This window comes from Massilia sp. P1_C10, assembly GCF_056406475.1.
In genome coordinates, this window is record NZ_JBFUAC010000001.1 from 708,119 (window position 1) to 721,123 (window position 13,005).

Here is a 13,005-nt window from a genome sequence, read left to right on the forward strand (position 1 = left end):
CCATTCGCCATTGGTCTTATTGGAGTTCGATGACAACACCGCCCGTCCGGCCCGCCGACATCTATTTGCGCTTCCTGCAGCTCGCGGAAGCGCTGCGTGGCTTGCCCACGTTGCCCTCGCTCGATCCGCTGGAAGAACGCATTCTGGCATTTGTGGCGCTGCGGGCGCAAGCAAAAGATCGACTTTCGGTACGCGACATGATGGCCAAGGCGGAGTTCGGATCGCCCGCCACGGTGCACAGCCGGCTCAAGTCGATGCGCGAAAAAGGCTGGCTGATGCTGTCCGATACCGACGATACGCGGCGCAAGCAGGTCGAGCTGACCCAGGCGGCGCTGCTCCATTACGACAAGCTCTCGAACTGCCTGGTCAGCGCGGCCAAGGGCTGAGCGTCGACTCTTAGTAAGCTTGCGCTGCATCAGACGTGCGCGCCGCCACACGTTTGACTCCACTTCGCGACTCGCCCACACTGGAAGGCATGCCAGCTGGGGCGCCGCCATGTTCCTCGAATTCTGCAAATTGCTGTTTCTCACCGCGCGCGAGTGGCTGCGCCGGCGAAATGCCGCGCAGCGCGTTTCTGCGCCGCGCCTGCCGATCCGCGCCTGGTGGCTGCCGGCCATGTGCGCCGACGCCCGCTGCGCGCGCCGCGTGGAAGCGCTGGGGCGGCGCCTGACGCGCATGGGCAGCAAGATCGAGTCGCTGCAGGTGCACGTGCGATCGGCCAGCTATCCCGATGCGATGGATTCGGACGCGGGCTTTCGCGTGATGCTGACCGAACTGAAACAGGATATGCGCGCGTTGCGCTGCGAAGTCGCGGGCTGGCAATCCGATTCGGCGGCGCTCGGCAGCGCGCGATTGCAGCAGGCGCTGGCTGCAATCGCGGCCATCAGCGAACGCATTTTCACCTTGTCCGACCAGTTGTTGTGGGACCTGGCGGAGCGCGACCGCGTGCGCGGCGTGCCGGCTTAGGCCGACAGTCTTAGTTCGCCGCCCGCGCTGTCGCTGTCCGGCGCCTGGTGCTCGCGCAGTTTCAGCGCGTCGCCCATCATCACCAGCACAGGGCCGTGCGCCGCATCGAGGCCGCGCGCGAGCGTGGCCAGGGTCAGGCGCAGGATGCGCTGGTCGGGACGGCTGCAGTTTTCCACCACCACCACCGGCGTGGCGGCGCGCCGGCCCGCATCGAGCATGCGCTGCGCCGTGGCGATCGCTTCGCGTCCGCCCATGTACTGCACCAGGGTGTCGGTGTCCGGCACGGCGGGCTGGTCGGCATGCTCCGGCGCCGTGCTCGAGGTGAAGAAGGCGACGCTGCGCGACACGCCGCGCTTGGTCAGCGGCTGTTTGGTCGCAGCCGCCGCGGCCAGCGCGGTGGTGATGCCGGGGACGACTTCGACTTCGACGCCCGCCGCTTCAAGCGCGCGCAATTCCTCGTCGGCGCGGCCGAACATCATCGGGTCGCCGCCCTTGAGGCGCACCACCAAGGCAAATTTACTTGAGTAGTCAAGCATCTGCTTGTTGATGAAAGCCTGCGCGGTCGACAGCTGGCCGCAGCGTTTCCCGACCGGGACGAGCAGCGCCTGCGGGCACAGTTCCAGCATCTCCGGCGTGACCAGCGCGTCGTGCAGCACGACGTCGGCCTGCGCCAGCAGGCGCGCGCCGCGCAAGGTGATCAGGTCCTGGGCGCCGGGGCCGGCCCCGATCAAATACACTTTTCCGCGTTGGGCCATGACGGGCTCCGGTTAAGCGTCGAGGCGGATCATGCCCGCGGCGACTGTCTGGTGGGTGACTTCATCGATCAGGATGAAGGCGCCGGTGGCGCGGATGTCGTCGTAGGCGTCGGCCGCCAGCGGCTGCTGCACGGTCAGGCCGATGCGCGCGATGTCGTTCAGCTTCAGGCCTTCGGCCGGATGGCGCTGCTGGGTGTTGATGTCGAGGATGGAATCGACCGTCTTCACTTTGGCCGCGGTCTGGCGCGTGCCGTGCTTGATCCAATACTTGCGGCGCACGTCGAGCGGCTCGTCCGACATCCAGCAGACGTCGGCTACCACGTTCTTCAGCAAGGTCGCCGGCTGCTCGGCGCCGGCCAGCAGGTCGCCGCGCGAGATGTCGAGGTGTTCGTTCAGCAGCAGGGTAATCGACTGTCCAACCACCGCGGACGCATGCGAGCCTTCCAGCGTAACGATGTCCTTCACCGTCGCGCTCTGACCCGACGGCTGCACCACCAGCTTGTCGCCGACGCTGACCTTGCCCGCTTCGATGCGGCCCATGTAGCCGCGGAAGTCGTTGGCCTCGTGGCCGTTGTGGCGCGCCACCAGCTGCACCGGGAAGCGAAACGGCGCGTGGTGCGATTCGTCGTACACCGACAGCGATTCGAGCAGCTCGATCAGGGTGGGGCCCTGGTACCACGGCATGTTCTCGCTTTTCTCGACCACGTTGTCGCCGGTGAGCGCCGACAGCGGAATCGGCGTAATGTCGTTCAGGCCCAGCGACGCGGCGAACTCGCGGTAGGCCTTGACGATGCGGTCGTACACCGTCTGATCGTAGCCGGCCAGGTCCATCTTGTTGACCGCGACGACGACATGCTCGATTTTCAGCAGGTGCGCGATGGTCGAGTGGCGCTTGGTCTGGATCAGCAGGTCGACGCCGCCGTCTTCGCGCAGCTTCACCTTCGACACGTCGATCAGGATGATCACCGCGTCGGCCGTCGAGGCGCCGGTCACCATGTTGCGGGTGTACTGCTCGTGGCCCGGGGTGTCGGCGATGATGAACTTGCGCTTCGGCGTGGCGAAGTAGCGGTAGGCCACGTCGATCGTGATGCCCTGCTCGCGCTCGGCTTCCAGGCCGTCGGTCAGCAGCGACAGGTCGACCGCGTCGCCGACGGTGCGCTTGTGCTTCGAGCGCGACATCGCATCGAGCTGGTCGGCGAAGATGCCTTTGCTGTCGAACAGCAGGCGGCCGATCAGGGTGCTCTTGCCGTCGTCGACCGAACCGGCGGTGATGAAACGCAGCAGTCCTCTTTCGGTCAGTTTTTCATTCATGGCGTTCATTAGAAGTATCCTGCTTTCTTGCGTTTTTCCATCGAGGCTTCGGACGTCTGGTCGTCCATCCGGGTGGCGCCGCGTTCGGTGATCTGGGTGATCGCGGTCTCGGCGATGATCGCCTCGACCGTCGATGCGTTCGAGGACACCGGGCAGGTGCAGGAGATGTCGCCGACGGTGCGGAAGCGCACGACCTGGGTCTCGACGCTCTCGCCTTCGCGCGGCGGCGTCAGGTCGGTCAGCGGCACCAAGAGGCCATTGCGCGGAATGACCTGGCGCTCGTGGGCGAAGTAGATCGGCGGCAGCGCCAGCTTTTCGCGCTGGATGTAGAGCCAGACATCGAGCTCGGTCCAGTTCGAGATTGGGAACACGCGCATGTTCTCGCCCGGATGCACGCGGGTGTTGTACAGGTCCCAGAGTTCGGGGCGCTGGGCCTTCGGATCCCACTGGCCGAATTCGTCGCGGAAGGAGAAGATGCGTTCCTTCGCGCGCGCCTTTTCCTCGTCGCGGCGGGCGCCGCCGATGCAGGCGTCGAAGCCGTGTTCGGCGATCGTCTCGAGCAGCGTCACGGCCTGTGCCGCGTTGCGCGAGTCGGTGGCCGGATTTCGCAGCCGCACGGTGCCGCGCTTGATCGAGTCTTCGACCGAACCGACGATCAGGCGTTCGCCCAGTTCGGCCACGCGGGCGTCGCGGAACTCGATCACCTCGGCGAAGTTGTGACCGGTGTCGATGTGCACCAGCGGGAACGGGAATTTACCGGGGCGGAAGGCCTTTTCGGCCAGGCGCAGCAGCACCACCGAGTCTTTGCCGCCTGAGAACAGCAGGGCGGGGTTGGCGCATTCGGCAGCGACTTCGCGCATGATGTGGATAGCTTCGGACTCCAGCGCATCGAGGTGGCGCGCATTCACGGCGGTGAGTACGCTCGGGGTGTCGGTGATAGTGTTCATTGGCGGTGCTTTCTCGTGCGGCTTATGCAGCCACGGATTTAATGCGAATCAGTTTGCCGTCGACCATGTGCAGGCCGCATTCCTTCGAGTCCGGGTTCTCCCACCACCAGCGGCCGGCGCGGACGTCCTCGCCCGGCTGCACGGCGCGCGTGCACGGTGCGCAGCCGATCGACGGGAAACCCTGGTCGTGCAGCGCGTTGTACGGCACGTCGTTGGCGCGGATGTAGTCCCACACATCCTGCTCCGACCAGTCGGCCAGCGGATTGAACTTGGTCATGCCATGCGCCGGATCGTCTTCTTCGACCGACAGGTCCGCGCGTGTGCTCGATTGCGCGCGGCGCTGGCCGGTAATCCAGGCCTTCTTGCCCGCCAGCGCGCGGCCAAGCGGCTCCACCTTGCGGATGCGGCAGCATTCGCGGCGCATGTCGACGCTGTCGTAGAAGGCGTTCAGGCCGTTCACGGCGACGTAGTTGTCGACTGCCTGCGCGTTCGGGTGGTACAGCTCGATGTCGTAGCCGTAGCGCGCCTTGACGGCGCCCAGCACGGCCAGCGTTTCCGGATGCAGGCGGCCGGTGTCGAGCGAGAAGATCCCGATCGGCAGGCCGGCTTTCAGGATCAGGTCGGTCAGCACCATGTCTTCGGCGGCCAGGCTCGATGCGCACACCGCCGGCGTGAAATCGCGCGCGATGCGATCGAGCGTGCCGCTGGTGGCTGCGACGAGGGCGTTCAGGTCGGTCATGCGCGCTCCTCAGATCCCGTAGCCGACGTCGCTGGACTCGACCCGCACGTCGCGCACGTGGCGACGGTACAGCGGCAGGTCCTGGTCCACCGACGCCTGATAGGTTTCGGAAAAGTCGGTCAGGCCCTTGAGCGCATCGTCGATGCTGCGGTCGGGGCGGGTGGCGAAGGCGTCGAAGCCGACGCGGTGCATCGAGAACAGCTGGTCGCGCAGCACGTCGCCGATCGCGCGCAGTTCGCCCGTGTAGCCGAGGCGCTTGCGCAGGTTGTAGGCGATCGAGTAGCCGCGGCCATCGGTGAACTTGGGGAAGTCGACGGCGACGACGGCGAATTTATCCAGCTCACCCTTCAGCGTTTCGGGACGCTCGTCGGCGCCGATCCAGACGCCCAGGTCGGCGCGGCCGGCCAGCGCGGCGCGCTGCGATTCCCAGACCGCGAGCGGCACGATAACTTTGCCTTCGGGGACGACGGCGCTGTCCGGCGCGTCGGTCTCGTCCAGGCGCAGCACGCTCCAGTCGTCGGCGACGACTTCACGGCCCTTGATGATGCGGGTGTTCGATTCAAGCATAGTGGTCTTCCCCGACGGTGCCGCTGGAATTGATCGGCGTGGCGTACACGTGGTCTTTGAACGGCGCGATGCCGAGGCGCTGCGCGGTGTCGACGAAGCGCTCGTCTTCGTAGCGCTCGCGCACGTACACCTGCAGCAGGCGGTCGATTACTTCGGGCATTTGCAGCGCCGAGAACGACGGGCCGATGATCTTGCCGATGGCCGGCGCATTGCCTTGCGCGCCGCCGATCGACACCTGGTACCACTCGGTGCCGTCCTTGTCGACGCCCAGCACGCCGATCGAGCCGACGTGATGGTGGCCGCAGGCGTTGATGCAGCCCGAGATGTTCAGTTCAATCTCGCCGATGTCGTGCTGGAAGTCGAGGTTGTCGAAGCGCTCGGCGATGGCCGCGGCGATCGGCAGCGACTTGGCGTTGGCCAGCGAGCAGAAGTCACCGCCCGGGCAGCAGATGATGTCGGTCAGCAGGCCGATGTTCGGCGTGGCCAAGCCCTTGGCCCTGATCTCGGTCCACAGCTCGAACAGGCGCTGCTGCTCGACGTCGGCCAGCACGATGTTCTGCTCGTGGGTGACGCGCAGTTCGCCGAAGCTGTAGCGGTCCGACAGGTCGGCCATGAAGTCCATCTGCGCGGCGGTCGCGTCGCCCGGCGGCACGCCGGTCTTCTTCAGTGACAGCACGACGGCCGTGTAGCCCGGGACCTTGTGCGGATGGAGATTGCGCTTCATCCAGTTGGCGAAGGCCTTGTTGTCCTCGTGGCCGGCGGCCGGATCGACGTTCGGGAGGTCGGCGTAGGCCGGCGCGGTGAAGTAGGCCGATACGCGCGCCAGTTCTTCGGCCGTCAGGGTTTCGGCGTTGTCCTTCAGGTCGGCCCATTCGGCTTCCACCTGGCGCGTGAATTCCTCGACGCCCAGCGCCTTGAGCAGGATCTTGATGCGCGCCTTGTACTTGTTGTCGCGGCGGCCGTACTGGTTATACACGCGCATGACGGCCTCGGTGTACGTCAGCATGTGCTGCCACGGCAGGAACTCGCGGATCACGCTGCCCAGGATCGGGGTGCGGCCCATGCCGCCGCCGGCCATGAACTTGAAGCCGACTTCGCCGGCCGAATTGCGCACCATGGTCAGGCCGATGTCGTGCACGGCGATCGCGGCGCGGTCTTCTTCGGCGCCGTTGATGGCGACCTTGAACTTGCGCGGCAGGGCGATGAACTCGGGGTGGAAGGTGCTCCACTGGCGCAGGATCTCGGCGAACGGACGCGGGTCGATGATCTCGTCGGCGGCCACGCCGGCAAACGGATCGGAAGTCGTATTGCGGATGCAGTTGCCCGAGGTCTGGATCGCGTGCATCTCGACGGAGGCGAAGTCGGAGAGGATCTCGGGCGTCTGTTCCAGTTCGATCCAGTTGAACTGGATGTTCTGGCGCGTCGTGAAATGGCCGTAGCCGCGGTCGTACTTGCGGGCGATGTGGGCGAACATGCGCATCTGTGCCGAGGAAAGCAGGCCGTACGGCACAGCGATGCGCAGCATGTAGGCGTGGCGCTGCATGTACAGGCCATTTTGCAGGCGCAGCGGCAGGAATTCTGCTTCGGTCAGCTCGTCGGAGAGGCGGCGCCGCACCTGGTCGCGGTACTGGGCGATGCGCTCGCGCACGATGAGGTGGTCATACTGGTCGTAACGGTACATAAGTCGGTCCTAAAAGGCGCTTGGAGCCCCAAACTAGCCTCAATGGTAATAAACTCTGCCTTTATTCCAAACGACCGAGTATTTATTTGCTTATATTCGTATCGGGCATAAGCATTCTTATAAAATGCGTTATTGGCATGCGCTCGGCATGCGGCGACTTTCCAGAAAACATCGATGAATCTTCACCAACTGCGCTTCGTCCGCGAGGCCGTGCGCCAGAATTTCAACCTCACCGACGCGGCCAAGGCGCTGTTTACGTCGCAACCGGGTGTGTCCAAGGCAATTATCGAGCTCGAAGAAGAACTCGGCGTTGATATTTTTACAAGGCACGGCAAACGGATCCGCGGGCTGACCGAGCCGGGCCGGCTGGTGCTCGAGTCGGTCGAGCTGATCATGCAGGAGATCGACAGCCTCAAGCGCATCGGCAAGGAATACGCGGCGCAGGACAGCGGCAGTTTCACCATCGCCACCACGCATACGCAGGCACGCTACATCCTGCCCAAGGTGGTGCAGGGCTTCATGGCGAAATATCCGAAGGTACGCTTGTCTCTTTTGCAAGGCAATCCGAAGCAGATTGCCGACATGGTCAAGAGCGACCAGGCCGACATGGCCATCGCCACCGAGTCGATCGCCAGCATCGACGGCTTGATCACCTTGCCGTGTTACCAGTGGGAACACGTCGTCGTGGTGGCGCCCGACCATCCCTTGCTGTATTCGAAGGCGGTGTCGCTGGAGGAAATCGCGACGTATCCGATCATTACCTACGATACGGCGTTCGCCGGCCGCAACAAGATCGACCACGCGTTCGGGCTGCGCGGGCTGAAACCGGACGTGCTGCTGGAGGCGATCGACGCCGACGTCATCAAGACTTATGTCGAGCTGGGCATGGGGATTGGTATCATAGCGGGCATGGCGTTCGACGCCGAGCGCGACAAGAACCTGCGCGCGATCCCGGTCGGCCACCTGTTCGGCATGAACGTGTCGCGGGTGGCGGTCAAGCAGGGCGCCTACCTGCGCAGCTATGTCTATACATTCATCGAACTGCTGGCGCCGACCTTGAACCGCAAGATGGTCGAGTCGGCCATGAACGGCGCCAAGGAAACCTACGAGCTTTAACTTTATTTAGAAATCCATGATCACCGAACAATCCGCACAGTTTTACGCCAAGAGCGCCCAAGAACACGACAAGGTGTACGACAAGCCCGAACGCCAGCACGACCTGGCCCAACTGCGCACGCATGTGGCCAACGCGCTGCGCGGCCACGTGGTGCTGGAACTGGCCTGCGGCACCGGCTACTGGACCAGCATCATCGCCGCCAGCGCCGACTCGGTGGTGGCCGTCGACATCAATCCGGAGATGCTGGCGCTGGCCGTCTCGCGCGGCCTGCCTGCCGGCAAGGTGAAATTCCGCGTCGCCGACGCGTGGAACCTGCCGGACGACCTGGGCAGCTTCACCGCCGTGTTCATCGGCTTCTGGTGGTCGCACGTCAAGCGCGAGCTGCAGGAAAAATTCCTGGCGCACGTGCGCAGCAAGGTCGGCAAGGACGTGGTGATCGTGCTGGCCGACGACGCGTATGTCGAAGGCAGCAGCCCGACCGTCGCGCGCACCGACCTGGAAGGCAACACCTATCAGATCCTGGCGGCGCCGGACGGCGAGCGCTACGAGATTCCGAAGACGTATCCGTCGGACAGTTCGCTGCGCAAGAAGCTGGCGTCGTCGGTGCGCGAACTGAAAATCGTGCGTCTCGAGTATTACTGGATGCTGACGGCGCGTCTCAAATAAGACACATTCGGCAACAGCTGGTTTCATCTTGTCATGATGTTGAAGTATTTGCCGGGCATTATTCGATCCCGGTAGATCCTTTAACTTCAACCTGAAAAGACAAGTGAAAACAATTCCATTTGCAGCCATCGTGCTCGCCGCCTTCGCCACTTCCGCCAGCGCGCAAACCAACGTCGCCGTGTACGGCGCGATCGACGCCGGCATCGTCAAAGTCACCGACAAGACCCTGGCCGTCACCAAGCGCGACGCCAACAAGCTCGGCTTCCGCGGTACGGAAGACCTGGGCAACGGCCTGAAAGCACTGTTCCAGATCGAGATGCGCTACGAGCCGGACACCGGCACCGTGGAGTCGGGCAGCCGTCCGCTGTTCCAGGGTCAGTCCCGCGTGGGCCTGCAAGGCGCCTTCGGCATGGTCCGCATCGGCCGCGGCGTTACCGCCGTGCAGGAAGCCAAGGATGCGTTCGATCCGTTCAACGGCATCTCCGGCACCCCTGGCTTCAAGGGCGACGTCGAAGTGGCCGGCTACACCAGCCAGCCGCTCGATGCCTCCGGCAGTTCGAATGACCGCTTCAACAACGCCGTCTGGTACACCAGCCCGGTCATGGGCGGCATCACGCTGAACGTCACGGTCGGCACCCAGGAAGCCAATGGCGGCCCGGTTCTCGTCGGCCGCGGCACCGCTGCCGCGCCTCAGTATCCAGCCAACGGCGAAGCCTCGGCCAACCCGTTCTCGGTCGCTGCCTCTTACAAGGCTGGCATGTTAGGCGCGATGCTCGGCTACGAGCGCAACGCCGTCGAAACCAGGCTGCTGCAGGCGGGCGTCTCGGTCAACCCGATGCCGGAACTGAAGCTGATGGCGACCTACGCGCGCCAGGACCAGGGCCACACAAAGGCGGTCAACCCCGACACCAAGGGCTGGCTGGTCGGCGCGAACTACACCATGGGTCCGGGCCGATTCCTGATCGGCTACGGCCAGAAGACTCCGGACGGCGCGGTCAAGACCAAGCAGGCTTCGCTGGGCTACGAGTACAACCTGTCCAAGCGCACCTTCCTCTACGCCGACATTTCGGACAAGAAGGCCGCGACCGACGTGAAGTACTACGGCGTCGGCGTGCACCACAACTTCTAGGCGCTAGTGCGGCCGCCGCTCGCCGGATTCGTCGCCGTGCGGCAGCGGCAGCACGATGTCGATGCGCGTGCCGGGCGGCTCGTCCGAGCTGATGGTGATGTCGCCGTCCATCGCCCACACGCGTTCGCGCATTCCCACAAGGCCCAGCGATTGGGCCTTTTCCATGTCTGAAGCGGCGATGCCGCGGCCGTCGTCGCGAATGGTGAGCAGCACTTCGCCGTTGATGCGGTACAGCGTGATGGTGACGTTGTTAGCTTTGGCGTGGCGCGCGATGTTGGTCAGCGCTTCCTGCACGATGCGGAAGATCGCCGTGCTGGCGGTGTCGTCGAGGCGCAGTTCGGCTTCGTCGGCGAACAGCGCGCAGGCGATGCCGTAGCGTTCGACGAAGTCGTCGCGCAAGCCCTGCAGCGCGAAGAACAGGCCGCCCTCGTCGAGCGAACGGGGACGCAGGTTGGTGGCGATGCGGCGCAGCGATGTGATCGCGGTCAGCAGGTTCTGCTCCATGCCCTTGATCAGGCGCTTGCCGTCGGCGCCGGCCCCGTGCTGCTGCAGCAGCGCCAGGTCCATGCGCAGCGTGGCGAGCAGCTGGCCGAGATCGTCGTGCAGTTCACGCGCGATGTGGGTGCGTTCTTCTTCGCGGATCGTTTGCAGCGCCGCCGACAACTGGCGCAACTGGGCGTGCGAGCGCGACAGCTTCTCTTGCACCCGGTGGCGGCCGCTGACATCGCGCAGGATGATGGTGTGGATCGGCACGTCGTCTTCGCGCACGGTGGACACCGATCCTTCGAGCGGGAAGGTTTCGCCGCCGGCGCGGATGCCGCTGACGGCGTAGTCGGTGGCGCGCCGGCCGACCCGGCTGCTGTCGCCGAAGTACGCGGCCGGGCCGTCATGAGTGGTCGGCGCCGGCGTCAGGAAATTGCCCAACGGTCGTCCGAGCATCTTGTCGATCGTGGTGGCGAACATCGCCGCGGCTGAGGGATTGACCATCGTGATGGTGTTACTGTCGTCGGTGGAGATGATCGCTTCGCTGGCGTGCTCGATGATGTCGTCGCCATGCTCGTGCGCCATGCGCGGACGCGGCGTCAGCGCGCGGCCGGCGGCCATGCCGATCGCCAGCAAGGCCGAACCGGATAGCAGGGACTTGAAGAGTCGGTTCATCGCGCGCGCCGTGGATGGCCCGCGAACGCAAGCCCGTCGTCTACATTAGAGCGTGGCGGGAAGCGGAGCTTGAGGGGACTCAAGCAGTGGACAAACGCGTTGTTCGCGTATCAGTCAACGATTTCCACATTGAACAGTCGCAGCGTGCGCGGGTAATGTGGATGCCGGCAGAGTCTGACGCGCATCGGGCTGCAGCGCATGCAGGAGCGTTCGAAAAATGCTGCGGCACACCGGTTGTTCAATTGGCGGCTGATGTAATAGATTCCATCGACGCCTGGAAGCTGCTCGTGCACCGCACGACTCAAGGCCTGAGTGAAAGCGTATTCGCTGGTCGCGCAGATGTCGTTGCGGCGAAATCCGGCACCATCGGGTTCAGATACGTATCCAGTTTGCGGCGATCCGCAATACGTCGGCGAGCATGCTGTGTTCTATTGCCTCGGCGGGAGTGCGGTCGCCCAGCGCACCGTGCTTGCGCTTGAGGAAAATAAGCTTGCTGCCAGAACTGATATCGCCGAGCGCCCGCGTGACCTGCGCCAGGTCGGCGCGGCTAAATTGTTCGGCCTCGATCGGATAGAAGTGCTGGCCGCTGACCCGTATGGAAAAAATGTCGCCGCGCTCGCGCGCTTTGTCCAGGGCTTGGCGCGTGATACCCCAAGCCTCGTATAGACGCTTTCCTTCGACCAGCGTACCGTCCTTGGTCCACTGCACCAAGCGTGCCTCGCCGCGGGATTTCGCTTCGCGCGTGGCTTGCTGGTTGGCTTCGAGGATCGCGGCCGGCGTGTCCTCGTCGTTTGCGTCGTTGGGGGAAACAACGTCGGCAGCCAAAAATTCGCCAAGCGGTTCGACCGCGACCAGATTGGAGGCGATGCCGAGATCGTCAAGCGCCTGATGCAGCCGTTGGAGCAAGCGTGGCGACATCTCGTCGTGCACCTGCAGGATGAATGAGCTCAGTTCGGAGCTATCGCGGCCTAAAATGAGCTCATCTTGCGCCGATTGGGGCCGGACGGTGATCGCGTTGCTCATGGCGTTCTCGTTCGAGGAAGTGTACGCGCCAATTCTACGCGCGTGACGCAACCAGAGCAACTGGAGCAACCAAAGCAAACGTCCGGAGTGTGATCTGGCGCAAACGAAAAAGGAAAATGGGGCAGGTCCATTGAACCTTGCCCCGGCGATTACATCTGCTTGAAGAGGTGCAGGAAGCTGCGGCTCACTTCCAGCTTGTCCGGCTTGCCCTTGATCAGCACGAGGTGCCGTCCGCGGATGTCGCGCGTGACGCCTTCGATCGCGTTGACGTTGACCAGCGTGGCGCGGTGGATCTGCCAGAACAGCGATGGATCGAGCTCTTCGGCCAGGTCGCGCACCGGCTTGCGGATCAGTGCCTCGAATTTCTCGGTCTGCACGCAGGTGTATTTTTCGTCGGAACGGAAGAACAGGATGTCCTCGACCGGGATCATGCGCAGGTCCTGGCCGATGCTGGCCTGGATCCATTGCAGGTAGGTTGGCTTCGGCGCCGCCATCTTTTCGGCCAGCTGGGACAGCATCTGGGTGACGCTCTCGTTGACCGCTTCCTTGGGCTTGTTCAGCCGCTCCTTCAGCCGATCGACCGTGACCTGCAGGCGCTCAGGCTCGGGCGGTTTCAGCACGTAATCGACCGCGCCGCGCTCGAACGCTTCGACCGCGTATTGGTCGTAGGCGGTGACGAACACGATGTTGCTCTGGCCGCCGATCTGGCGCGCCGCTTCCATTCCCGTCGTGCCCGGCATGCGGATGTCGAGGAAGGTCAGGTCCGGCTTGAGCTGCCGGACCAGCTCGACCGCTTCCTCGCCATTCTTTGCTTCGCCGACGATGTCGAGTTCGGGCCATACCTGGCCCAGGCGCATCCTCAGTTGGTCGCGCATCAGTCTTTCGTCGTCGGCAATGATTGCTGTTGGCATAGTCGGTTCGGGCAAAGGGAATGGAATGCCAATTA

15 protein-coding genes are annotated in these 13,005 nt (G+C 64.1%); 5 read left to right on the forward strand and 10 right to left on the reverse strand.

Annotation, left to right across the window (positions count from 1 at the left end; translation table 11 throughout):
* Positions 1-29 precede the first annotated feature (29 nt).
* Positions 30-386 (forward strand): winged helix-turn-helix domain-containing protein, encoded by a 357-nt coding sequence (locus AC1D02_RS03310; protein WP_477313652.1) that lies wholly within the window; start codon positions 30-32, stop codon positions 384-386.
* A gap of 109 nt (positions 387-495) precedes the next feature.
* Positions 496-966, forward strand: coding sequence for a hypothetical protein (locus AC1D02_RS03315; RefSeq protein WP_477313654.1), 471 nt, complete (start codon positions 496-498; stop codon positions 964-966).
* On the opposite strand, the gene cobA is transcribed toward AC1D02_RS03315, so the two are convergent.
* The 6 genes from cobA to AC1D02_RS03345 are packed head-to-tail and all read right to left on the reverse strand — an operon-like array spanning position 963 to position 6,966.
* On the reverse strand, positions 963-1,721 hold the full coding sequence (cobA, locus tag AC1D02_RS03320; protein WP_477313656.1) for a uroporphyrinogen-III C-methyltransferase: 759 nt from the start codon (positions 1,719-1,721) through the stop codon (positions 963-965). The genes AC1D02_RS03315 and cobA overlap by 4 nt on opposite strands.
* Before the next feature lie 12 nt (positions 1,722-1,733).
* Positions 1,734-3,041: a sulfate adenylyltransferase subunit 1 gene (locus AC1D02_RS03325; RefSeq protein ID WP_477313658.1), complete on the reverse strand. Its 1,308-nt coding sequence runs from the start codon at positions 3,039-3,041 to the stop codon at positions 1,734-1,736.
* Entirely contained in the window at positions 3,041-3,979 is a 939-nt protein-coding gene (gene cysD / locus AC1D02_RS03330) for a sulfate adenylyltransferase subunit CysD (RefSeq protein WP_477313660.1), read from the reverse strand. The genes AC1D02_RS03325 and cysD overlap by 1 nt, the downstream gene beginning before the upstream one ends.
* A gap of 22 nt (positions 3,980-4,001) precedes the next feature.
* Complete coding sequence (locus tag AC1D02_RS03335) at positions 4,002-4,718, reverse strand: phosphoadenylyl-sulfate reductase (RefSeq protein WP_477313662.1); 717 nt, start codon at positions 4,716-4,718, stop codon at positions 4,002-4,004.
* A 9-nt stretch (positions 4,719-4,727) separates the two neighbouring features.
* Complete coding sequence (locus tag AC1D02_RS03340) at positions 4,728-5,285, reverse strand: DUF934 domain-containing protein (RefSeq protein ID WP_477313664.1); 558 nt, start codon at positions 5,283-5,285, stop codon at positions 4,728-4,730.
* The gene (locus AC1D02_RS03345; RefSeq protein ID WP_477313666.1) at positions 5,278-6,966 is read right to left on the reverse strand and encodes a nitrite/sulfite reductase; all 1,689 of its coding nucleotides are present in this window, start codon (positions 6,964-6,966) and stop codon (positions 5,278-5,280) included. Before AC1D02_RS03345 ends, AC1D02_RS03340 begins: the two co-directional genes overlap by 8 nt.
* A gap of 174 nt (positions 6,967-7,140) precedes the next feature.
* On the opposite strand from AC1D02_RS03345, the gene AC1D02_RS03350 reads away from it, so the two are divergent.
* The 3 genes from AC1D02_RS03350 to AC1D02_RS03360 all read left to right on the forward strand — a co-directional run bounded on the left by AC1D02_RS03350 (position 7,141) and on the right by AC1D02_RS03360 (position 9,878).
* A complete protein-coding gene (locus tag AC1D02_RS03350) occupies positions 7,141-8,082 on the forward strand; it encodes a CysB family HTH-type transcriptional regulator (protein WP_477313668.1) in 942 nt (313 codons plus the stop codon).
* A 16-nt stretch (positions 8,083-8,098) separates the two neighbouring features.
* On the forward strand, positions 8,099-8,749 hold the full coding sequence (locus AC1D02_RS03355) for a class I SAM-dependent methyltransferase (protein WP_477313670.1): 651 nt from the start codon (positions 8,099-8,101) through the stop codon (positions 8,747-8,749).
* A gap of 103 nt (positions 8,750-8,852) precedes the next feature.
* Positions 8,853-9,878: a porin gene (locus tag AC1D02_RS03360; protein WP_477313672.1), complete on the forward strand. Its 1,026-nt coding sequence runs from the start codon at positions 8,853-8,855 to the stop codon at positions 9,876-9,878.
* A gap of 3 nt (positions 9,879-9,881) precedes the next feature.
* Here AC1D02_RS03360 and AC1D02_RS03365 read toward each other — a convergent pair whose 3' ends face one another.
* From AC1D02_RS03365 to AC1D02_RS03380, 4 genes are all read right to left on the reverse strand, one after another.
* On the reverse strand, positions 9,882-11,036 hold the full coding sequence (locus AC1D02_RS03365) for a PAS domain-containing sensor histidine kinase (RefSeq protein ID WP_477313674.1): 1,155 nt from the start codon (positions 11,034-11,036) through the stop codon (positions 9,882-9,884).
* A 110-nt stretch (positions 11,037-11,146) separates the two neighbouring features.
* Positions 11,147-11,377, reverse strand: coding sequence for an RES domain-containing protein (locus AC1D02_RS03370; RefSeq protein ID WP_477314001.1), 231 nt, complete (start codon positions 11,375-11,377; stop codon positions 11,147-11,149).
* Between the two features lie 31 nt (positions 11,378-11,408).
* Entirely contained in the window at positions 11,409-12,059 is a 651-nt protein-coding gene (locus tag AC1D02_RS03375) for a hypothetical protein (protein WP_477313676.1), read from the reverse strand.
* 149 nt (positions 12,060-12,208) lie between these two features.
* Positions 12,209-12,970 carry a LytR/AlgR family response regulator transcription factor gene (locus AC1D02_RS03380; RefSeq protein ID WP_477313678.1) on the reverse strand — a complete coding sequence of 254 codons (762 nt, stop codon included), beginning with the start codon at positions 12,968-12,970 and terminating at the stop codon, positions 12,209-12,211.
* Positions 12,971-13,005 lie beyond the last annotated feature (35 nt).

Coding starts and splice junctions, on each gene's coding strand:
- AC1D02_RS03365 (WP_477313674.1), bottom strand. CDS start 11,036: ATGAACCGACTCTTCAAGTCCCTGCTATCCGGTTCGGCCTTGCTGGCG.
- AC1D02_RS03325 (WP_477313658.1), bottom strand. CDS start 3,041: ATGAACGCCATGAATGAAAAACTGACCGAAAGAGGACTGCTGCGTTTC.
- AC1D02_RS03350 (WP_477313668.1), top strand. CDS start 7,141: ATGAATCTTCACCAACTGCGCTTCGTCCGCGAGGCCGTGCGCCAGAAT.
- cysD (WP_477313660.1), bottom strand. CDS start 3,979: ATGAACACTATCACCGACACCCCGAGCGTACTCACCGCCGTGAATGCG.
- AC1D02_RS03375 (WP_477313676.1), bottom strand. CDS start 12,059: ATGAGCAACGCGATCACCGTCCGGCCCCAATCGGCGCAAGATGAGCTC.
- AC1D02_RS03315 (WP_477313654.1), top strand. CDS start 496: ATGTTCCTCGAATTCTGCAAATTGCTGTTTCTCACCGCGCGCGAGTGG.
- AC1D02_RS03310 (WP_477313652.1), top strand. CDS start 30: ATGACAACACCGCCCGTCCGGCCCGCCGACATCTATTTGCGCTTCCTG.
- AC1D02_RS03355 (WP_477313670.1), top strand. CDS start 8,099: ATGATCACCGAACAATCCGCACAGTTTTACGCCAAGAGCGCCCAAGAA.
- AC1D02_RS03345 (WP_477313666.1), bottom strand. CDS start 6,966: ATGTACCGTTACGACCAGTATGACCACCTCATCGTGCGCGAGCGCATC.
- AC1D02_RS03380 (WP_477313678.1), bottom strand. CDS start 12,970: ATGCCAACAGCAATCATTGCCGACGACGAAAGACTGATGCGCGACCAA.
- cobA (WP_477313656.1), bottom strand. CDS start 1,721: ATGGCCCAACGCGGAAAAGTGTATTTGATCGGGGCCGGCCCCGGCGCC.
- AC1D02_RS03340 (WP_477313664.1), bottom strand. CDS start 5,285: ATGCTTGAATCGAACACCCGCATCATCAAGGGCCGTGAAGTCGTCGCC.
- AC1D02_RS03335 (WP_477313662.1), bottom strand. CDS start 4,718: ATGACCGACCTGAACGCCCTCGTCGCAGCCACCAGCGGCACGCTCGAT.